This window comes from Streptococcus sp. 2579 (assembly GCF_013277195.1).
Classification (GTDB): domain Bacteria; phylum Bacillota; class Bacilli; order Lactobacillales; family Streptococcaceae; genus Streptococcus.
The window spans coordinates 60,717-80,624 of record NZ_VMMM01000012.1 but is presented as its reverse complement, the minus strand read 5'-3'; the positions used below and the strand labels follow the sequence as shown (position 1 = coordinate 80,624).

Sequence of the window (19,908 nt, the reverse complement as noted above, 5' to 3'; positions counted from 1 at the left end):
CTGACTTCGTCAGTTCTATCCACAACCTCAAAACTGTGTTTTGAGCTGACTTCGTCAGTTCTATCTGCAACCTGTGGCTAGCTTCCTGGCTTGCTTTTTGATTTTTATTGAGTACAAAACACCATAAAAAATGAACTTGGTATTTTCAAGTTCATTTTTTCTTATAGTCTATTTCCGACATTAATACGGTTAATGGCACGTTGCAGTGCAATCTTCGCACGACGTTCTTGGTCAATCAAGTGTTTGTCTTGTGCTTCTTCAATTGCACGTTCTGCACGAAGTTTGGCACGTTCTGCACGACTGATATCGATATCACGAGCACGTTCTGCAGAGTCAGCGACGATTGTAATCATATCATTGGCAATTTCAATAACGCCACCATTTACTGCAATCCAGTTCACGTGATCTTCATCATCAATACGTTTTACCTTTACTTCATCAACTGCTAAAACCGCAATCATATTTTCATGTCGTGGCAAGATCCCCATCTCACCATCCAGAGTTCGAACCGATACATAGCTGGCATGGTGATCATAGACGAGACCATCTGGTGTCACGATCTGGACAGTTAACTGAGCCATAGATCACCTCTTAAAATCCCATTTTTTCAGCTTTTGCAATCACATCTTCGATAGAACCTACACCACGGAAGGCATCTTCTGGTAAGTGGTCGTATTTACCATCAAGGATTTCCTTAAAGCCACGTACAGTTTCAGCAACTGGAACATAAGAGCCTGGCTGGCCAGTAAATTGTTCCGCAACGTTGAAGTTTTGTGACAAGAAGAACTGGATACGACGGGCACGAGCCACCAAGGTCTTTTCTTCATCAGAAAGCTCATCCATACCAAGGATAGCAATGATATCTTGCAATTCATGGTAACGTTGAAGGACACGTTTTACTTCTGCAGCAACTGCATAGTGCTCTTCTCCAACGATTTCAGGTGCCAAGGCACGTGAACTTGAAGCAAGTGGGTCAACGGCTGGGTAGATACCCAATTGTACCAACTTACGTTCCAAGTTTGTTGTTGAATCCAAGTGAGCGAAGGCTGTTGCTGGCGCTGGGTCAGTATAGTCATCCGCTGGCACATAGATAGCCTGGATAGAGGTTACAGACCCCTTCTTAGTTGATGTAATACGTTCTTGCAATTGACCCATTTCCGTAGCAAGTGTTGGTTGGTAACCAACGGCTGATGGCATACGACCCAAAAGGGCAGATACTTCTGAACCAGCCTGAGTGAAACGGAAGATATTATCGATAAAGAGAAGCACGTCTTGGCCTTCTACATCACGGAAGTATTCAGCGATTGTCAAACCAGTAAGGGCAACACGCATACGTGCTCCTGGTGGCTCATTCATCTGACCAAATACCATGGCTGTTTTCTCGATAACGCCTGATTCTTTCATTTCCCAGTAAAGGTCGTTCCCCTCACGAGTACGTTCCCCAACACCGGTAAATACTGAAATACCACCATGTTCTTGGGCAATGTTGTGAATCAATTCTTGGATTAAGACGGTTTTACCAACTCCGGCACCACCGAAGAGTCCAACTTTACCACCTTTAAGGTAAGGGGCAAGAAGGTCGATAACCTTAATCCCTGTTTCAAGGATTTCAGAAGAGGTAGACAACTCATCAAAAGTTGGAGCTTTTTTATGAATTGGCTGACGCTCTGCGTCTTCTGTAAAAGGAGCTTCCAAGTCAATGGTATCTCCCAAAACGTTGAAGACACGTCCCAAAGTTTCTTTACCTACTGGTACAGAGATTGGACGACCTGTGTCCAATACTTCCATTCCACGAGTCAAACCATCTGTTGATTCCATGGCGATAGTACGAACCATACCATCTCCCAACTCTAAGGCTACTTCAAGGACGATTTTTGTTTTTCTTTCGTCATTTTTGTAGACGACAAGTGCATTGTTAATCTCAGGAAGTTTTTCCCCTGCTGCAAACAAGACGTCTACAACGGGACCGATAACCTGAGCAATTTTACCTGAACTCATCTCCTTCTCCTATTCTATATAAGATACTGTCGGTTCCTAGCTAAACTAGGTCCTAAGTTCATTTTCATGCGAGCTGGACTAGACCCTATTCTAAGGCACTAGCTCCTGCTACAATTTCTGTAATTTCTTGTGTAATCGCCGCCTGTCTGGCACGGTTATACTGAATTGTCAAATCATTGATGACTTTCTTAGCATTATCTGTCGCTGTTTGCATTGCTGTCATACCAGCAGCATTTTCAGCTGTCTTAGCATCGATAATAGCACCGTAAATCATACTTTCTGCAAATTGAGGCAACAACTGCTCCAAAATTTCTTCTCGGCTGGTTTCCAATTCAAAAGTCAAGCTATATTCTTCATCCGCTTCATTTGGATCCAAATCCACAATTGGGAGCATTTGTTCCACACGCATCTGGCTTGTCAAGGTATTGACATGGTGGTTGTAACAAACATAAAGCTCATCAAAAAGTTCATTTTGGTACATTTCAACAGTTTTTGAAATAATCTTACGAACTTGATCAAAGCTAGGTTGGTCTGCCAAGCCACGTAGTTCATAAAGTGGTTGAATACCACGGGCCTTAAAGAAATCAGCTCCCATTCCACCGATACAGATCATTTCAAAACTTGTACCGTCTGGGTGGTATTCTTCCTTCAACTCCATAACAGCTTTCAGAATAGAGGAATTATAACCTCCAACCAAACCGCGGTCTGAAGTAATGACGATATAACCTGTCTTCTTAACTGGACGGCTAATCAACATGGGATTAGTTGAACCACCAGCTCCATTACCATGAAGGATGTCTGTCAAAAGTTTGCGAACTTTCTGAGCGTAAACTTGGAAGTTGCGAGCAGCTTCTTCAGAGCGACCTAGCTTAGCAGCCGATACCATTTGCATGGCATTAGTGATTTGACTCGTATTTTTTGTTGAGGCGATTTTTGTTTTAATATCATTTAGAGATACTGCCATCTGACACCTCTATTCTTATTGGAAGCTAGATTGATTGAGAAACTCTGTAATCGCAGCATCCAAGACTGCTTCTTCTGGCAAGTCTTTTGTATCACGAATGGTTTCCAAAATCTCTGGATGTTGAGCATCAAAGAAGGCATGGAACTCTTCCTCGAAACGAACAATATCATCTACTGGAACAGTATCCAAGAAACCATGTGTCAAAGCATAAAGAATGGTTACTTGTTTCTCAACAGGCAATGGTTTATGAACAGGTTGTTTCAATACTTCAACTGTACGACGTCCACGGTTCAATTTAGCCTGTGTTGCCGCATCCAAGTCAGAACCAAACTTAGTGAAGGCTTCCAACTCACGGTATGAAGCAAGGTCAATACGAAGTGTACCAGCAACCTTCTTCATGGCTTTGATTTGTGCAGAACCACCTACACGTGATACAGATGAACCCGCATCGATGGCTGGACGAATACCCGCATTGAAGAGACCATCGCCAAGGAAGATTTGTCCATCAGTGATAGAAATCACGTTGGTTGCGATATAGGCAGAGATATCTCCTGCTTGTGTCTCGATAAATGGTAGGGCTGTAATTGATCCACCACCAAGTTCATCAGAAACTTTAGCTGAGCGCTCAAGCAAACGGCTGTGAAGATAGAAAACATCACCTGGGAAGGCTTCACGACCTGGAGGACGACGAAGCAAGAGTGACAGTTCACGATAAGCTACCGCTTGTTTTGATAGATCATCGTATACAATCAAAACATGCTTCCCTTGGTACATAAATTCTTCCGCCATGGCAACCCCAGCATAAGGAGCTAGGAAAAGCAATGGAGATGGTTGTGAAGCAGAAGCTGTCACAACGATTGTGTAGTCCAAGGCACCGTACTGACGAAGTGTTTCTACTTGCGTACGAACTGTTGATTCTTTTTGTCCAATTGCGACATAGATACAGATCATATCTTGATCTTTTTGGTTCAAGATTGTATCAATCGCAATGGTTGTTTTCCCTGTCTGACGGTCACCGATAATCAACTCACGTTGACCACGACCAATCGGTACAAGGGCGTCAATAGCTTTCAAACCAGTTTGCAATGGTTCTGAGACTGACTTACGTTGCATGACACCAGGAGCTGGCGCTTCTACTGGACGAGTTTTATCTGTGTGGATTTCTCCAAGACCGTCAACTGGACGACCAAGCGGATCCACAACACGACCAATCAGACTTTCACCTACTGGGACTTCCATGATTTTACCTGTACGGCGGATTGTATCGCCTTCACGAATATCTGTAAAGTCACCTAGGATGATAATACCAACGTCTGTTGACTCTAAGTTTTGAGCCATACCATAAGAACCGTTTTCAAAGATCAACAACTCTCCACTCATGGCATTTTCAAGGCCGTGAGCACGCGCGATACCGTCCCCGATATAGGTTACAACACCTGTTTCAGTCACATCAAAATTGGGTTTGAAATTTTCAATTTGTTGCTTAATTAAAGCGCTGATTTCTTGTGCGTTAATTGCCAAAAGAACACCACTTTCTATTTCAAATTTTCTTTAACAACTTTAAGTTGTTGTTTAATACTCACATCAATTGTCTTGTGATTGGCAAAAATAACAAAACCACCAATGAGACTTTCATCGATTTCTTCTTTTACACTCCTTACTTTCAGAGACATTTTCTTCTCAATCAAAGGGAGCAAACGACTCTTTTGTTCATCAGTTAGAGGATGAGCAGCAGTAATCGTCACTTCAAATCGATTTGTTTCTTTTTCAAGTCGGTCCAAGCAATCTACAAGCACATCATAAAAAAGATTTACTCTGTGATTGTAGGCCAGAACCTGGATAAAGTTTTGTAATAAAGGTGACACAGAGTCTTGGAAAAAAGCAATCGTTTTTTTCTTGTCAGACTCATCTACTGTCACTTTTTTTAAAAAAGAAGGTAAACCTGTTTCTTCAGCAACTTGCTTGATTTGAGTCAAGTCTGAAAAGATACGGGCTTCTTCTCCTTTTTCAAGTACCAATTGGACAAAAGGCATGCTGTATTTTTCAATTACCTTTACTGTTTTCTTGTCCATTAAGCTTCTCCTAGCTGATCGATATACTGATCAATGAGTTCTTTATGGGCATGACCGTCAAGGTTTTGTGAGATGATTTTACCAGCTAGGCTGATGGTCAAATCTGCTACCTCACCCTTAACGCTTTGTAAAGCTTCAGCTTTGTTTTGAGCAATTTCTTGGTTTGCTTTTTCTTTTAAGCGTCCTGCTTCTAGTTTAGCATCTACTAAAATACTAGCCTTACTTTTCTCAGCTGTTGCTTTCGCATTCTCAATGATTGCCTTGGCTTCTTTACGGCTACCAGCCAATTCATCTTCGCGTTTTTGAGCCAATACTTCTGCTTTTTGACGGGCTTCTTCAGCACTGTCAATATCAGTAGCAATTTTTTCAGCTCTTTCTTCGAAAATGCCTGTAATATTAGACCATGCAAATTTTTTAATCAAGACTAGCAAAAGAATAAAAGAGCCAGTGATTAAAATAAAATTACCAATCAATTCACCTACTGTTACGTGCATCAGTTACTCCTTTCTATTCCTCTTCAATATTAATCTTATTCCCTAAATACACAGATGTCAAAAGAGTAAAGACATAAGCTTGGATGCAGGAAATAAAGACAGAAAATGCAGTCCAAGCCAAATTAGCTCCAAAGGCTACTGGATACCAATAAATAGCTTGGTGGGAAAGAAGAAGTAACAAACTCGTCATGACCTCTCCTGCAAAGATATTCCCAAAAATCCGCAAAGCCAAAGATAAGAAGTTTGTAAATTCTTCCAAGATATTCATCGGTATGACAAAAACAGGACTCATAAAAGATTTTATACTTTTTTTAAATCCACGACGACGAACGCTTTCTATATGTGTCAACAAAATGACAAGAAAAGATAAGGTTAAGTCATACTGTAAATTAGCGGTTGGCGAACTCCACCAGTTAGTCCCATCGATCGTTTGAAGCTTTGTCATTAAGCCAAGGTTATTGGCAATCACCATGAAAAGAAATAAACAAAGGAAAAAGAGTGAGTAATCTTTCATGTAGCGCGAACCAATGTTAGGTTCTGTAAATCCAATAACAAAGTCATAGACATACTCAAGTACATTTTGCTTTCCTTTGGGTTTCAAGGTCATATTGCGGCTTGCCCAATAAATAAAGACAAAAATAACTCCCACAATCAACAAGGTCATGGCTAACATAGTCAGATTGAAGATAACAGGACCAATAGAGATGATTGGATTAATACTTTCTTCCATCTAAAATCCTCCCTTTTCTTCTCGTTCCATGTATTTATTTGATAATAAATGAGAAGACAAGAGTTACAAAGAAAGTTCCTTCAATAAAGGCAACACCTAAAAACATCAAACTACGAAACTCAGAAAGCATATCTGGTTGGCGTGCTACTGATTTAAACAGTCCATTCATCAATAAACCTTCACCGACAGATACGCCCATACAGGCAATACATAAGCCTAAAAATGTTAAATTCATAACGAATTCTCCTTTAAAATAAAATTTACTTACTTAGTGTAGTCCTAAAATTTAAATTTGTCAACTTTTTTTGCACATTGGAAGCGTTTAATGAAAATTACTTCCATTTTCTTTCGTATTTCACTCTATTCTGAAAAGCTTGTGTATATTTACTGAAGCTAGCAAGTCTTACCTGTAAATTTAATGAAAGCAACACAAAATCCGAGAGGGGAATCTCGGATTAAGGTCAATTTAAAAAGATAGAGAGTTTTTAGTTTAAATAAATTGTTTTAAAATATCAACAACATCACTTTTTTTCTTAACCTGATAGGAGTTGATTCCCAATTTCTCAACTGCCATTGCATTGTACCCAATATTGCCCAGAAAGACACAAGTTGTAGGATTTAACTGGTATTTATCGATAGTTACTCATATCCATCAGTCCACCTCCATATTCACCTTACAAATCCTTTTGGTAATAATATCTTTTCCCAATGTAGGGATAGTCTTGTAACCTAAAGACTTCCTTGTAGCCATGCCTTTTATAAAAATCTGGAGCTTGAAACTGGTAAGTATTGACAAAAGCAAAACGACAGTTTCGATTCTTAGCTTCAGTTTCTGCTTGCTGCAATAGTTTTGAACCGATTCCTTGCCCTCGCAATTCCTCTTTCACAAACAAATACTCTATCTCCAACCAATTTCCAAAAGTCTCTGCTATCAAACCTGCCAGGAGATTGCCCTTTTCATCTTCGACATAAAGATTAAGTGGCTCACTTTCAGCCTCTTCTCTTTTTGAACGGTTATAAGCACGAATCAAATTCCCAATTTCGTGCGCCTTCTGGGATTCCTTATTTTCCAATCTAAAGTACATCCAAACCTCCTTGAAAACTGATACAGCTTGATTATAGTCTTATTTCAATAGACTGTCAAACTAGAAAAACCCACCAACCTGAGTTGATGAGTTCTTAATCTATTTTCTAAATTTCCACTGGCTATAAATCCCAAAACCGATAATCCAGATAGCTGATCCGATTGCTCCTACAAATGTAGACTCTTGTAAAAAGAGGGTTACAAAGACAAAGGCAAAGAAGAGCATGGTTAAAGGATTTAAGAAACGATAATGGGGCATGAGATAGCCATCCGCCATAAAGTCTGGTGACTTGCGGTATTTAAGGTGAGCTACCATGATCAAGATATAAATGGCAATATAGACACCTGATGATGATGCCGTAATCAAGGCAAAGGCATCCGAAACTCCTGGCAAGACGTTGATAAAGGCTGCTAGGGCAATCAAAATCGCTGAGGCAATGATGGCATTTTGTGGCACATTGTGGCGAGAAAGAGTATCTGCCTTGATAGCCTTTAGGAAGCGATTTGGCGAATCATGAGCAATCTGATACAAATGGCGCCCTGTTGAATAAAGGGTTGAGTTAAGAGCAGATGCTGCTGAGGTCAAAACGACGAAGTTAATCAAGGCTGCTGCCCACTTGATACCGGCCAATTCAAATACTGTAACAAAGGGAGAATCAGCAGAAGCCAGTTCACGCCATGGAATGATGGACATAATGGCCAAGAGGGCTCCGCCATAGAAAAAGACGATTCGTAGAGGAATTTCCTTAACAGCTTTTGGCAAGACATGACGTGGATTTTTGGTTTCAGAAGTTGTGACCCCGATAAACTCAATCATAAGGTAGGCAAAAAAGACCATCTGGAAGGCCATGACAAAGTTGACACCTCCATTTGGGAAGAGGGAGAAATTATCAGCAATATTGGCTAAACTTGCTACTCCATGAGGTGTCTTAAAGCCTGTCAAGACCATAAAGACTCCTGTTGCAATCATGGCTAAAATAGCCACAATCTTAACCATCGCAAACCAAAACTCAACTTCTCCAAAGAGCTTTACCGCAATCAGATTGACCAAGGCTAGAATGGTCAAAAATCCAATCTCAATCATCCAACTTGGCCAAGTTGGGAACCAAAATTGCACATAATGTGCGATAGCAGTGATTTCCGCCATACCGATAAAGACAACAGATAGCCAGTAAGACCAAACCGAGAAATAGCCCCAGCCCTTACCCAAATGGCGTGTGATAAAGTTGATAAAGGTATGTTGCTCAGGGTCTTGGTAAAGCATTTCCCCAACAGCACGCATCATGAGGAACATGAAAGCCCCAGTAATCATATAAATCAGTACAATGGAAGGACCTGTTAGGCTGATAGAGCGACCTGCTCCCAAAAAGAGTCCTGTTCCGATTGTTCCAGCGATTGCCATAACCTGCACATGACGATTGGTCAGACCACGCTCCATCTTGTTTTTTTTCTTTGAACTCATATAGTCTCCAATTTCAATTCAATTTAAAATGGAAAAAGGAGTGAGTGAAGCGCACAGCCTCCCCACTCCTTTCTTCTGTTTTAGGCTGTTTTTTCAACCTTTAAGATTTTTACATCATAGCTACCAACAGGCGTTTCAATGGTTGCTGTGTCACCTGTTTTCTTGCCAATCAAGGCTTGTCCAATTGGGCTTTCATTTGAAACCTTACCTGCAAAGGCATCCGCACCAGCTGAACCTACGATAATATAAACTTCTTCTTCGTCCTCACCAATTTCTTGGATAGTGACTGTTTTACCAATCGCTACTTCGTCCTGGGCAACTGCGTCGCTATTGACGATTTCAGCATAGCGGATTTTTGTTTCCAAGCTAGAGATTTGTCCTTCAACAAAGGCTTGTTCATCCTTAGCTGCTTCGTACTCACTGTTTTCTGAAAGGTCACCGTATGAACGGGCAATCTTAATGCGTTCTACCACTTCTGGACGGCGGACCAATTTCAATTCTTCTAATTCTTTTTCAAGTTTTTCCTTTTCCTCAAGGGTCATAGGATATGTTTTTTCTGCCATTTTTCTCAACTTTCTTCTGATGATATTTTCGAAAGAAAATTATGTGAAGTATCACATAATTTTAGTTTGTTTGGTTTAATTTGCTGTTGACATGTTCAGCGACATTGCGGTCGTGGTCTTCTTGATTGTTAGCATAGTAGACCTTGCCTTCTGTGACATCTGCTACAAAGTAGAGGTTATCGCTCTTAGTTTGATTGATGCTTGACTCAATCGCATCCAGACTTGGACTATCGACTGGACCAGGCATGAGACCTACATTTTTATAAACATTATAAGGTGAATCAATGTTGGTATCAATCGCAACATCCTCAGCTAGGCTGATATTTTGCCCCAGTTTTCCTTGGGCATACAAGATTGCAATGTTACTTTGAAGTGGCATATCACGATTCAAACGATTGTAGAATACACCGGCAATGAGCTTACGATCTTCTGTCTTGGCACCTTCTTTTTCGACCAAGGAAGCAATGGTCAACAACTCATTGACAGTCAAGTTTTTAGATTTGATAGTACTATAATAAGGAGATAGGTTCTTGTCCATAGCTGCCAACATCTCATCAATCAAGCTCTCAATAGTTGTGCTTTCCTTGATAGAGTATGTAGCTGGGAAAAGGTATCCTTCCAAACGATAACGCGCACCGCTGTCTTTTGTAGGCAAACTTTCCAATAAAGTAGGATATTTAGCTACTGCTTGACTGATAAACGTCTCATCTTGAACTTTTGCCAAGAAAGCCTCCGCTGTCAAAGGCTCTTTGAAGTCACCTTGCAATTGACCCACAGCTTGAGCAATCTGATCCAAGGTATAACCTTCTGGAATTGTCAAAGTCGCAAGGACAGGTTCTTGTGGTTCATCTGTTCCACCTTTTTGCAACTCTTTGAGTAAGTCTTCTGTACTCATACTCTTTTGCAAATTGTAGTAACCTGCTTTCAAATCGGTATAATTTTTATACTTAGCATAAAAGCTAAAAATCAGACCATGCTTTACCAAACCAGCTTTTTCAAGCGTCGTACCGATTTCTTGAACGTTTGAACCTTCTGGAATTCCAACAGTCACATATTGTTTCGATGAAGCATCCACAGGCTGTAAAGATGCCTGAACATACTGGTAACCAAAGTAACCACCTGCTGAGAGCAAGGCAAGGAATACAAGGAATGAAATCACAAAGGCTTTCACATGTGACTTCTTCTCTTTCTTAGGCTTAACGGGTTTTGCTCCTTCTCTACGGCTACGACGTGGTGTATCGCTGATGATATCCACTGTTTCTGTAGCAGGCGTAGGTGTTTCTGAACCTGCTTGTTCTGCTTTTTTCTCTGCCGTCTTATAGGAAACAGCTACCCTTGTTGGGGTTTCATTGTATTCTCTTTCAAGTTTCTTAGGTCTAATAGGACCTGGTCCTGGTCTTGAACCACTTTCTTCCGCTGGAGAAGAAGGTACATCTTGACTTGGATGACTTGGAGCACCAGGAGTTTCTCTTTGAATATCATCTGCTGGAGAAGCTGGTACATCTTGACTTGGGTGAGTAGGCACTGTAGGAGCTTTTCTCATAATCTCCTCTACCGTTGACAAGGAATCAGCCATGAGTTCTTCAGCTGAAGGTTCATTTGCAGGAGTGCGAACTACTGCCTTATCTTCTTTCAGAACTTCATCATAGCCTTTTACTTTTTCTAAATCTCTCAGAATCTGCTCTTTAAAGCTTAATTTCTCTTCTTCTCTTGACTTTTCACTCAAAAGTTTTTCCTCCTTGTTGACAATCCATAATATTATATCTTAAAAGTCCAAGAAAAGCAACCTATGATACTTTTCCTAGCTTATTTTTTATACTCAATGAAAATCAAAGAGCAAACTAGGAAGCTAGCCGCAAGCTGTACTTGAGTACGGTAAGGCGACGCTGACGTGGTTTGAATTTGATTTTCGAAGAGTATTAGCTTCCCAGACCATATCATACCATGTTTCCCCTGCAAAGGTTGACTGAGACAAGCCTTCATTGACAAATCCATGCTTTTCATAGTAGACGATGAGATAGTCATGACAGGTTAGGTTAATGCCATCTCTCTTATCCTCAAGAGCAACTTCTTTCAAGGCTGTTAGTAATTTTTGACCCAGTCCTAGTCCCTGTGACTCCTTGGCAATAGAAAGACAGGTCACAGAGATATAACCACCAGGCTCATGACTATAGTCTTTTATTTCTTCTGTAAAAGACTGGTCTTGCAGATGACGATGGGGACCAACTGGCCCTTCAATATAACCCATGATTCTCCCCTCTTTTTCTGCAACCAGAAACGAGGTCTGAATTTCTCGCAAATGCGATTCAAAAACAGAATGAGGAATGGCTTCTTCAACCGAGAAATTTTCTAGTTCAATCTCAACGATACGTTCTAAATCTTCTAATCTTGCTTGTCTGATTTTCATTGTGCCTCCAGATAAAAGGGATTAAACCAAATCATACTAAATCCCTGGCTAGTTGCATAAAGCGAAGTTTCTTCATCAATAAAACCGTTCATTTCAAAATAGGAAAGCAGCTCATCAGGACTCTCCAAACGAATCCCTTTGTAATCCAGCTCAACTGCCATCTCTTTCAAGGCTGCAAGAAGAAGTGTTCCCAAGCCCTGTCTCTGATGGTCAGCCTCGATGACCAAAGAATGTATTTTTAGACATTGCGGATTGTCTGACTGCGGACTTGATAGAATATAGCCTAAAAGTTGATTTTCATCCCTAGCTAGAAGAAAGGTATCCGCACACTTACGGATACTTTCTTCTAAAATATGGGAAGGTTGCTGCTTTTCAGCTGGAAAAGATGAAGTTTGAAGTACCACTACCTCAGCCAAATCAGACTGACTTGCCTGAATGATCTTAATTGGAATTTCCATGAGAATAACCTATTGAACATTGCTTGTCAAGTTTGACAAGAGACGCTCAAATGAGTATTCATAGGTTTGGATGTCTCCTGCTCCCATAAAGACGTAGACAGCATTATCATGGTCTAGGAGTGGAGAAACATTTTCGACAGTGATGACTTGGTGTTTCTTGTTGATTTTATTGGCTAGGTCTTCTACCTTGACATCACCATTGTCTACCTCACGAGCAGATCCATAGATTTGCGCTAGGTAAACAGCATCTGCTTGGTTTAAAGCATGAGCAAAGTCATCTAACAAGGCAATGGTTCTTGTAAAGGTATGCGGTTGGAAGACCGCTACAATTTCCTTGCTTGGGTATTTCTGACGAGCCGCATCCAAGGTCGCAATAATTTCTGTTGGATGGTGGGCAAAGTCATCGATAATAACTGTGTCATTGACAATTTTCTCAGTGAAACGACGCTTAACACCGGCAAATGTTTTCAAGTGCTCACGCACCAAGTTCAAATCAAATCCTGCTGTGTAAAGAAGACCAATAACGGCTGTCGCATTCATGATATTGTGACGACCAAAGGTTGGAATGTGGAATTGCCCCAAGTCTTGTCCACGGAAATGAACGGTGAAGGTTGAACCAGTTGTTGAACGAAGAAGTTCACTAGCTACAAAGTCATTACCTTCTGCTTCAAAACCATAATAATAAATTGGTGCATCAGACGTAATTTTACGCAATTCTGCATCTTCACCATAGACAAAAAGACCCTTGGTAATTTGTTTGGCATAGTCATTAAAGGCATTGAAAACATCCTCGAGACTTGTGAAATAGTCTGGATGGTCAAAGTCAATGTTGGTGATAATAGAGTATTCTGGATGGTAAGGCATAAAGTGGCGTTCATATTCGTCAGATTCAAAGACAAAATATTTGGCATTGGCCGAACCACGACCTGTCCCATCCCCAATCAAGAAGCTAGTGTCTGTGATGTGAGACAAGACATGAGACAACATACCTGTCGTTGAAGTTTTTCCATGCGCTCCAGCTACTCCCATGCTAACAAAGTCACGCATAAAGCTACCTAGAAATTCATGGTAACGTTTGTAGCTGATACCATTTTGGTCTGCATAGGCAATTTCGACGTTGTTATCTGGACGAAAGGCATTTCCAGCGATAATTTCCATATCACCGTCTAGATTCTTTTCATCAAAAGGAAGAATGGTAATTCCTGCCTGCTCAAGACCGCGTTGAGTAAAGTAGTACTTTTCAACATCTGATCCTTGAACCTTGTGCCCCATTTGGTGCAACATCAAGGCCAAGGCACTCATCCCTGATCCCTTAATTCCGATAAAATGATATGTCTTTGGCATGTTTTCTCCCCTATTCTGTAATTCTGGTCAGATTCAACTCTTGGGCAACCCGACGTTCTTGTTCTGTTTGTTTACTTTTTTTATTATAGATTTGGCTCTTCTTTAGAAAATCATAGTTGTTTTTCTTTGGAGCAGGTGCTGACACTTCTTCATTCTTGGTAGAGATAGATTTGACTTCTTCCGCCAAGATGTAATGAGACTGGGTCAATTTTTGGCTATATTTGACAAATTCACCAGGATTTTCCTTTTGGAAAGGAGCTGTCGGTTGGTTGCCCTGTCTAACAAGGCCTGATTTAGAATGACGTCTCGCACGGCTGAAATCCTGAGTTAGATAGTTAGCAGAGCGTTTCTTCTTCAAGTCTGCACGCGCTTCTTCACGCGCCACCTCTGCATAGCTCTTTCCTTCTTTTTTTACCCCTAAAGGAGCCTTTTTAGGTTTCTCTACTTGCTTTTCAATTGGTTTTACTGGCGCCTCTTCAGTAATAGGAGCCCATTCTAAATAATTTTTATCTCGATACTCACCCTTGATATTACTGATCAGATCAGACTCATCATAGAGATTCATGACTGGCATTTCAGTCAACATGACCTCGTCATCTGACACCAATGGAAATCGTTCTTGTTTCATTTTCTATTTCCTTTCAACACTTCATTATAGCGTATTGTCTTGATTTTTCAAGTACTGGCTTCAGAAATTCCCAAAATTTCTCTAATTTCTGCTAGGGTCAGACTGCCACGTGACTCTGTGCCATCCAATACTTGTGACACCAGATGTTTCTTCTGTTCTTGGAGTTCCTGAATTTTTTCTTCAATGGTTCCCTTGGTCACCAAGCGATAGACCTCAACCGTTTCTTCCTGTCCCATCCGATGGGCACGGCCAATGGCTTGCGCCTCCACCGCAGGATTCCACCAAAGGTCAACCAAGATAACGGTATCAGCACCTGTCAGATTCAGACCGACACCACCAGCCTTGAGGGAAATCAGAAAGGCATCTCTTTCTCCTTGGTTAAAGGCCTTGGTCATGTCTTGTCTTTCCTTGGCTGGGGTTGAACCTGTGATTTTAAAGGAAGTTAAGCCCAAGTCTGGCAATTCTTGTTCAATTTTCTCCAACATTCCCTTGAACTGCGAGAAAATCAAGACACGGTGTCCGCCGTCTGCCGCCTGGACCAGCAGGTCTCGGAGACTATCCAGTTTGCCACTGGCTCCCTGATAATCCTCCATAAAGAGGGCAGGAGTGTCACAGATTTGGCGCAAGCGCATCAGACCAGACAAGATTTCCACACGACTTCGCTGAAATTCCTGATCCGACACCTGAGCTAAATGGTCTCGCATCTGTTGCAACTGGGCTAGGTAGATAGCCTTCTGCTGGTCTTCCAGTTCATTCTTATAAACCACTTCAATCAAGTCTGGCAATTCAGTCAGAACTTCTTCTTTCTTGCGTCGCATCACGAAAGGCTTGATAAACTGAGCCACTCGCTCTGCTGGCAATTTCATAAATTCTTTCTTGCTTGGCAAAAGTCCTGGCATGACGATTTGGAAAATAGACCACAGCTCACCCAGATGATTTTCAATCGGTGTCCCTGATAGAGCAAAAACTGACGGCACCACAAACTGTCTCAAGGTCTGGGCTATCTTGGTCTGGGCGTTTTTCATGACCTGAGCCTCATCTAAGAAAAGAAAGTCAAAGTCCATCTCCTGATAAAGCTCACTATCCTGACGGAAGGTAGCATAGCTGGTCACATAGATTTGATGGCTCTCAGCAAGAATCTCTTCACGACTAGCTTTCAATCCATGAACAACAGCCACATCCAACTGTGGGGCAAACTTCTGAAATTCATCTGCCCAGTTGTAAATCAAACCTGACGGAGCCAAAATCAAAACCCGACTTTCTTTTGTCACTTGACTGGTCAAAAAAGCAATGCTCTGCAGGGTTTTTCCCAATCCCATATCATCAGCTAAAATCCCACCAAAACCATAATGATGGAGCATTTGCAGCCAGCCGATTCCCTTTTCCTGATAATCTCGCAAATCAGCCTGAACCTGAGTTGCTTGTCTAGGGAAGTCCTCTGGATGCGTCAAATCGTGGGCCAGATTTCTGAATTCTTGTGAAAAAGAAACACGGTCACGTCCTTCAAAGAGATGAGCTAAACTGTAGGCCAAGGATTTCCGAGCCTGTAAGGAGCCATCTTTTAGTTCAAACTGCCCTAGTTCCTGTAGATTTTGGCGAATTTTCTTGGTTTCTTCATCGAAAAAGTAGACTTGATTAGACGCACCAATATAAAAATCTCGATTATCAACCAAGGCCTGCATGGCTTGGTCAATTTCCTCTTGGGTAATATCTTGAAAATCAAACTGGATTTCCAAGAGACCTCCCTTGGAAGCAATCTGCACTTGAGGACTCGCTAGGCTATAAAGCTCTTCTAGCTTGTCTGATAAATCAACATGACCGAGTTTTTCAAAGACTGGAATGATTTCGTGAAAGAAATGATAGACAGACTCTGCTTTTAAGGCCTGACGCCAAGATTGAAAATCCGCTTCAAAGCCAGCTGCCAAACAAACTTGGAAAACTCTTTCTTCTAAATCAGCATCACTTGAAAATGGCAATTCTTCTAGCTTTTGTCGGCTTGATACCTGCCTATCCCCATAATCAAACTGAATTTCTAAACGAATCCGATTATCTTCTTCCCTGTCAAAGTAAAAAGAGGGCGCAAAAGTTTTGATTTGTAACCGTTCTGGAGCTGAAACGGTCCCCATCTGGTTAAAAAGAGTCAGACAGGAAGCCAACTTATCGCGGTCACTGCTATCAAATTGCAGGTATTTTTTCCCATGTTGATCCACAGGCAGCGCTTTGATTTCCTTGAGAAGACGCATCTGCTGGTCTGTTAGAAAATAAACCTGTCCTTTATGGAACAGCACAGCTCCCTGATAAAAGACATTGACCCTTGGACTCTCACCGATTTCCATTTCAAAATAGTCCGAGTATTCTGTTACTGTAAAGGCAAATAGATTGGCATCAGCATGCATATCCTGAAAAAGCAGAGTCTGGTAGCTATCCACTTGATGGTCAAATTGAAAATGAGGCAAGGTCATCAGTAAATTCACACCCTGCTCAAAAAAAGTCAGAGGGAAAAAGAGGTGCCGACCTTGGTTTTGGAAAAAGAAATCTGGAGCCTGTTCTTCTTCCGTTAGTCCGCGTAAGAAAGTCAGAAGTTCTTGGCTGGCTTTATCAAAGGTTTCCCAAGACAGAGACTCCTCATAAGTTTTACCAATCATATAAGGTTTTCTCTTCTCGACGACTTTTAAAAAGAGTGGAATATCCCGAATAACGTAGTATTTTTGGCTATTGATTTGCCCGATTCTCAGGGTCCACAAGATATGGTTGCTTCCTGCTTCCACTTGTCCCACAGCTGATAATTCATAGGCACGTTCTGATTTTGGAGACAAGATTCGGTCCAAAAATTTGCCACCCAAGGTCACATTGGTTTCAACAGCCTCTTTTTCTTCATGACCTTCTTCCAGACTTTGCAAGATTTCCTGACCACGCTCATCATTTTTCAGAAAATGCTCCAGCGCTGCCAAATGCACACAGTAGCCCCTCTTTTGGAAAAAATCGCAAGCACAAAAAATCAAATCATCCTCTAAACTATAGCGCAGTTCTTCTTCTGCAACGCGAGCGTAGAGCCGATTGTTCTTTTCCTTGATGATGTCAACCTTACCAGTTTCATAAAGGGCAACGCCTTCGATACGGACTTTCCCCGGAATCAATTTAGCCATATTTTTACCTTTACCTTATCTTTTTATTATACCATATTTTCCCCTATGAAAATAGCCTTCTAGGAAGACTTTTCTCCTAGAAGGCTGGATTTTTAACGTTTGGCAAAAGTCGTCACAATTCGCTGACAAACTTCTTGCAACAGAGATTTAGGCATGGCTACATTGAGTCGGGCATGGAGACTCCCTTCCTCTCCAAAATCCAAACCACGGTTGAGGATAACCTTGGCTTCATTTCTCAACAGCTCTTGCAATCTTTCATCAGTCAGGTCATAGGCTGAAAAATCAAGCCAAATCAAGTAGGTTCCTTGCGGTTTCATGACCTTGATTTTAGTCTCTTTTCCAAATAAATCCACCACATAATTGATGTGGTCTTCAAAGACTTGCTTGAGTTCCTCTAACCAATCCTTCCCATAGCGATAGGCGGCTTCTGTCGCCAAATAACCCAATCCTGAAATTTCATGCTGGTTATTGGTCAACTGGCGTTTCTGGTAAGCCACTCGCAACTTAGGATTTTCAATAACTGCATATGAATTTTTTGTCCCAGCAATGTTAAAGGTTTTAGTAGCACTGGTCAAGACGATAGCAAATTCTTTGAAGGTAGGATCAATGGTATTGAAGGAATGATGCTTGTGACCAAAGAGGGCCAAATCTTGGTGAATCTCATCTGAAACCAAGAAAACACCGTGTTTTTGGCAGAGTTGGCCAATCTTCTCCAACACTTCTTTTTCCCAAACACGTCCACCAGGATTGTGAGGGTTACAAAGAATATAGAGTTTGACATCCTCTTCCACCAAATCCTTTTCAAGTCGGTCAAAGTCAATCTCAAACAGACCATCCTTTTCCACCAAAGAATTGGTAATCAATCTACGGTTGTTCAACTTGACACTGCGTGCAAAGGGGGGATAGACAGGTGTGTTAATCAAAACTGCCTCGCCTTCTTTTGTAAAGGCTTGAATAGCTGTTGAGATGGCTGGTACCACACCCTCGATAAAGACAAGAGCCTCTTTGTCAAAGTGGTAATCGTGTTGTGTAGCTTCCCACTTTTGAACTTCCTTAATTAACTCTTCACTGGCATAGGTATAGCCATAAACCAGTTGATCAGCGTAAGTCTGCACGGCTTGGCGGATTTCAGGCAAGACTACAAAGTCCATATCCGCTATCCAAGCCGGTAGGACTTCACTATCCGTTTCGGCTTCTTTCCATTTATAGGTATGGTGCCCTAAACGATTGGGCAGGCTTGTAAAATCATATTTTCCCATCTTTGTCTTATCCTTCCAAGGCTTGGCGCAAATCTGTAATCAAATCTCTAGCATCCTCAATCCCAATTGACAAACGCAAGAGGTCATCTGTCAAACCATAAGAATGGCGCACTTCTGCTGGAATATCAGCGTGAGTTTGCGTCGTTGGATAAGTAATGAGACTTTCTACCCCACCCAAACTTTCCGCAAAAGAGAAGACCTTGAGGCTGTTTAAAATGTGAGGAATGCGTGTTTCATCGGCTACTTTAAAGGAAATCATGCCTCCACGACCAGTGTAGAGAACTTCCTTAACTGCTGGAGAATCCTTCAAAAAGGCAACCACTTCTTGGGCGTTAGCTGTTGAGCGTTCCATACGAAGAGACAAGGTCTTGAGACCACGAATCAATTGATAGCTGTCAAATGGTGACAAAACTGCCCCTGTCGTATTGAGATTGTAAAAAAGCTTCTCGTATAGTTCTAAACTATTGGTCACAACCACTCCAGCCAAGACATCATTGTGGCCTGCTAGATACTTGGTTGCTGAATGGAGAACGATATCTGCTCCATCTTCAATCGGACGTTGGTAGATAGGGCTGTAGAAGGTATTGTCCACAACTACTTTGGCACCCTTAGCATGAGCCAATTTTGCTAGTTTTTCGATATCAAATTCCAACATCAAGGGATTGGTTGGTGTTTCGATATAGAGAACATCCACGTCCTTTTCTAGCTCAGCAATCAACTCTTCTTCTGTATTGGCATAGGTAAAATGGAAACGGCCTTCCTGCTCCACTTGATTGAACCAGCGGAAAGAACCACCGTAAAGGTCACGGACAGCCAAGACCTTACTTCCTACCGGGAAGACACTAAAGGCCAGTACAATAGCTGACATCCCTGAGCTAGTCGCTAGGGCATAGTCTGCGGACTCAATAGCCGCCAAGACTTCTTCCGCCTTACTGCGAGTTGGGTTTTTGGTGCGCGTATAGTCAAATCCAGTAGATTTACCAAACTCTGGGTGCTGATAGGTCGTTGAAAAATGAAGCGGTGTCACCAATGCACCTGTCGCTTCATCTGACTTAATACCCGCTTGGGCCAAAATTGTGTTAATGTGTAATTCCTTGCTCATACAATTCCTCCAAATCTATAGTAACTATTGTACCACTTATTTTCATCAACTCATTTTCTTCTTTTCAAGAGCTAGTTATAGTTTCAAACTATAGACTTATACTCTTCGAAAATCTCTTCAAACCACGTCAGCGTCGCCTTACCGTAGGTATATGTTACTGACTTCGNNAAAACAGTGTTTTGAGCAGCTTGCGGCTA

General features: G+C 41.5%; 19 protein-coding genes. All 19 read right to left on the bottom strand.

Features of this window, described 5'->3' with window-relative positions; translation table 11 throughout:
- Positions 1 to 161 precede the first annotated feature (161 nt).
- The 19 genes from HT725_RS07025 to HT725_RS06935 all read right to left on the bottom strand — a co-directional run bounded on the left by HT725_RS07025 (position 162) and on the right by HT725_RS06935 (position 19,711).
- On the bottom strand, positions 162 to 581 hold the full coding sequence (locus HT725_RS07025; protein ID WP_000068041.1) for a F0F1 ATP synthase subunit epsilon: 420 nt from the start codon (positions 579 to 581) through the stop codon (positions 162 to 164).
- 10 nt (positions 582 to 591) lie between these two features.
- Complete coding sequence (atpD, locus tag HT725_RS07020) at positions 592 to 1,998, bottom strand: F0F1 ATP synthase subunit beta (RefSeq protein WP_000094360.1); 1,407 nt, start codon at positions 1,996 to 1,998, stop codon at positions 592 to 594.
- A gap of 85 nt (positions 1,999 to 2,083) precedes the next feature.
- Positions 2,084 to 2,962, bottom strand: coding sequence for a F0F1 ATP synthase subunit gamma (locus HT725_RS07015; RefSeq protein ID WP_173253307.1), 879 nt, complete (start codon positions 2,960 to 2,962; stop codon positions 2,084 to 2,086).
- 15 nt (positions 2,963 to 2,977) lie between these two features.
- Positions 2,978 to 4,483 carry a F0F1 ATP synthase subunit alpha gene (gene atpA / locus HT725_RS07010; RefSeq protein ID WP_173253306.1) on the bottom strand — a complete coding sequence of 502 codons (1,506 nt, stop codon included), beginning with the start codon at positions 4,481 to 4,483 and terminating at the stop codon, positions 2,978 to 2,980.
- A 14-nt stretch (positions 4,484 to 4,497) separates the two neighbouring features.
- Complete coding sequence (locus HT725_RS07005; protein ID WP_173253305.1) at positions 4,498 to 5,034, bottom strand: F0F1 ATP synthase subunit delta; 537 nt, start codon at positions 5,032 to 5,034, stop codon at positions 4,498 to 4,500.
- Positions 5,034 to 5,528, bottom strand: coding sequence for a F0F1 ATP synthase subunit B (atpF, locus tag HT725_RS07000; RefSeq protein ID WP_112444247.1), 495 nt, complete (start codon positions 5,526 to 5,528; stop codon positions 5,034 to 5,036). The genes HT725_RS07005 and atpF overlap by 1 nt, the downstream gene beginning before the upstream one ends.
- A gap of 13 nt (positions 5,529 to 5,541) precedes the next feature.
- Entirely contained in the window at positions 5,542 to 6,258 is a 717-nt protein-coding gene (gene atpB / locus HT725_RS06995) for a F0F1 ATP synthase subunit A (protein ID WP_000392851.1), read from the bottom strand.
- A gap of 34 nt (positions 6,259 to 6,292) precedes the next feature.
- The gene (locus tag HT725_RS06990; protein ID WP_001054562.1) at positions 6,293 to 6,493 is read right to left on the bottom strand and encodes a F0F1 ATP synthase subunit C; all 201 of its coding nucleotides are present in this window, start codon (positions 6,491 to 6,493) and stop codon (positions 6,293 to 6,295) included.
- 439 nt (positions 6,494 to 6,932) lie between these two features.
- Positions 6,933 to 7,343, bottom strand: coding sequence for a GNAT family N-acetyltransferase (locus tag HT725_RS06985; RefSeq protein ID WP_173253304.1), 411 nt, complete (start codon positions 7,341 to 7,343; stop codon positions 6,933 to 6,935).
- Between the two features lie 99 nt (positions 7,344 to 7,442).
- Entirely contained in the window at positions 7,443 to 8,804 is a 1,362-nt protein-coding gene (locus HT725_RS06980; RefSeq protein ID WP_173253303.1) for an amino acid permease, read from the bottom strand.
- A gap of 80 nt (positions 8,805 to 8,884) precedes the next feature.
- Entirely contained in the window at positions 8,885 to 9,367 is a 483-nt protein-coding gene (gene greA / locus HT725_RS06975; protein WP_000818760.1) for a transcription elongation factor GreA, read from the bottom strand.
- Positions 9,368 to 9,428: 61 nt separating this feature from the next.
- On the bottom strand, positions 9,429 to 11,093 hold the full coding sequence (gene mltG, locus HT725_RS06970; protein WP_173253302.1) for an endolytic transglycosylase MltG: 1,665 nt from the start codon (positions 11,091 to 11,093) through the stop codon (positions 9,429 to 9,431).
- A gap of 123 nt (positions 11,094 to 11,216) precedes the next feature.
- Positions 11,217 to 11,774: a GNAT family N-acetyltransferase gene (locus HT725_RS06965; RefSeq protein WP_240149616.1), complete on the bottom strand. Its 558-nt coding sequence runs from the start codon at positions 11,772 to 11,774 to the stop codon at positions 11,217 to 11,219.
- Positions 11,771 to 12,232 carry a GNAT family N-acetyltransferase gene (locus tag HT725_RS06960; protein WP_173253301.1) on the bottom strand — a complete coding sequence of 154 codons (462 nt, stop codon included), beginning with the start codon at positions 12,230 to 12,232 and terminating at the stop codon, positions 11,771 to 11,773. The genes HT725_RS06965 and HT725_RS06960 overlap by 4 nt, the downstream gene beginning before the upstream one ends.
- A 9-nt stretch (positions 12,233 to 12,241) precedes the next feature.
- Positions 12,242 to 13,576, bottom strand: coding sequence for a UDP-N-acetylmuramate--L-alanine ligase (gene murC / locus HT725_RS06955; protein ID WP_173253300.1), 1,335 nt, complete (start codon positions 13,574 to 13,576; stop codon positions 12,242 to 12,244).
- Positions 13,577 to 13,586: 10 nt separating this feature from the next.
- Positions 13,587 to 14,204, bottom strand: a complete 618-nt coding sequence (locus HT725_RS06950) for a cystathionine gamma-synthase (RefSeq protein WP_173253299.1) — start codon at positions 14,202 to 14,204, stop codon at positions 13,587 to 13,589.
- A 47-nt stretch (positions 14,205 to 14,251) separates the two neighbouring features.
- A complete protein-coding gene (locus HT725_RS06945; protein ID WP_173253298.1) occupies positions 14,252 to 17,350 on the bottom strand; it encodes a DEAD/DEAH box helicase in 3,099 nt (1,032 codons plus the stop codon).
- 92 nt (positions 17,351 to 17,442) lie between these two features.
- Positions 17,443 to 18,609 carry a MalY/PatB family protein gene (locus HT725_RS06940; protein ID WP_173253297.1) on the bottom strand — a complete coding sequence of 389 codons (1,167 nt, stop codon included), beginning with the start codon at positions 18,607 to 18,609 and terminating at the stop codon, positions 17,443 to 17,445.
- A 7-nt stretch (positions 18,610 to 18,616) separates the two neighbouring features.
- Positions 18,617 to 19,711 carry a cystathionine gamma-synthase gene (locus HT725_RS06935; protein WP_173253296.1) on the bottom strand — a complete coding sequence of 365 codons (1,095 nt, stop codon included), beginning with the start codon at positions 19,709 to 19,711 and terminating at the stop codon, positions 18,617 to 18,619.
- Positions 19,712 to 19,908: the final 197 nt, after the last annotated feature.

Bases quoted from the DNA above. Each gene is read 5' to 3' on its own strand.
- HT725_RS07025 (WP_000068041.1), bottom strand. From the start codon at position 581: ATGGCTCAGTTAACTGTCCAGATCGTGACACCAGATGGTCTCGTCTAT.
- atpD (WP_000094360.1), bottom strand. From the start codon at position 1,998: ATGAGTTCAGGTAAAATTGCTCAGGTTATCGGTCCCGTTGTAGACGTC.
- HT725_RS07015 (WP_173253307.1), bottom strand. From the start codon at position 2,962: ATGGCAGTATCTCTAAATGATATTAAAACAAAAATCGCCTCAACAAAA.
- HT725_RS07005 (WP_173253305.1), bottom strand. From the start codon at position 5,034: ATGGACAAGAAAACAGTAAAGGTAATTGAAAAATACAGCATGCCTTTT.
- atpF (WP_112444247.1), bottom strand. From the start codon at position 5,528: ATGCACGTAACAGTAGGTGAATTGATTGGTAATTTTATTTTAATCACT.
- atpB (WP_000392851.1), bottom strand. From the start codon at position 6,258: ATGGAAGAAAGTATTAATCCAATCATCTCTATTGGTCCTGTTATCTTC.
- HT725_RS06990 (WP_001054562.1), bottom strand. From the start codon at position 6,493: ATGAATTTAACATTTTTAGGCTTATGTATTGCCTGTATGGGCGTATCT.
- HT725_RS06985 (WP_173253304.1), bottom strand. From the start codon at position 7,343: ATGTACTTTAGATTGGAAAATAAGGAATCCCAGAAGGCGCACGAAATT.
- HT725_RS06980 (WP_173253303.1), bottom strand. From the start codon at position 8,804: ATGAGTTCAAAGAAAAAAAACAAGATGGAGCGTGGTCTGACCAATCGT.
- greA (WP_000818760.1), bottom strand. From the start codon at position 9,367: ATGGCAGAAAAAACATATCCTATGACCCTTGAGGAAAAGGAAAAACTT.
- HT725_RS06965 (WP_240149616.1), bottom strand. From the start codon at position 11,774: ATGAAAATCAGACAAGCAAGATTAGAAGATTTAGAACGTATCGTTGAG.
- HT725_RS06960 (WP_173253301.1), bottom strand. From the start codon at position 12,232: ATGGAAATTCCAATTAAGATCATTCAGGCAAGTCAGTCTGATTTGGCT.
- murC (WP_173253300.1), bottom strand. From the start codon at position 13,576: ATGCCAAAGACATATCATTTTATCGGAATTAAGGGATCAGGGATGAGT.
- HT725_RS06950 (WP_173253299.1), bottom strand. From the start codon at position 14,204: ATGAAACAAGAACGATTTCCATTGGTGTCAGATGACGAGGTCATGTTG.
- HT725_RS06945 (WP_173253298.1), bottom strand. From the start codon at position 17,350: ATGGCTAAATTGATTCCGGGGAAAGTCCGTATCGAAGGCGTTGCCCTT.
- HT725_RS06940 (WP_173253297.1), bottom strand. From the start codon at position 18,609: ATGGGAAAATATGATTTTACAAGCCTGCCCAATCGTTTAGGGCACCAT.
- HT725_RS06935 (WP_173253296.1), bottom strand. From the start codon at position 19,711: ATGAGCAAGGAATTACACATTAACACAATTTTGGCCCAAGCGGGTATT.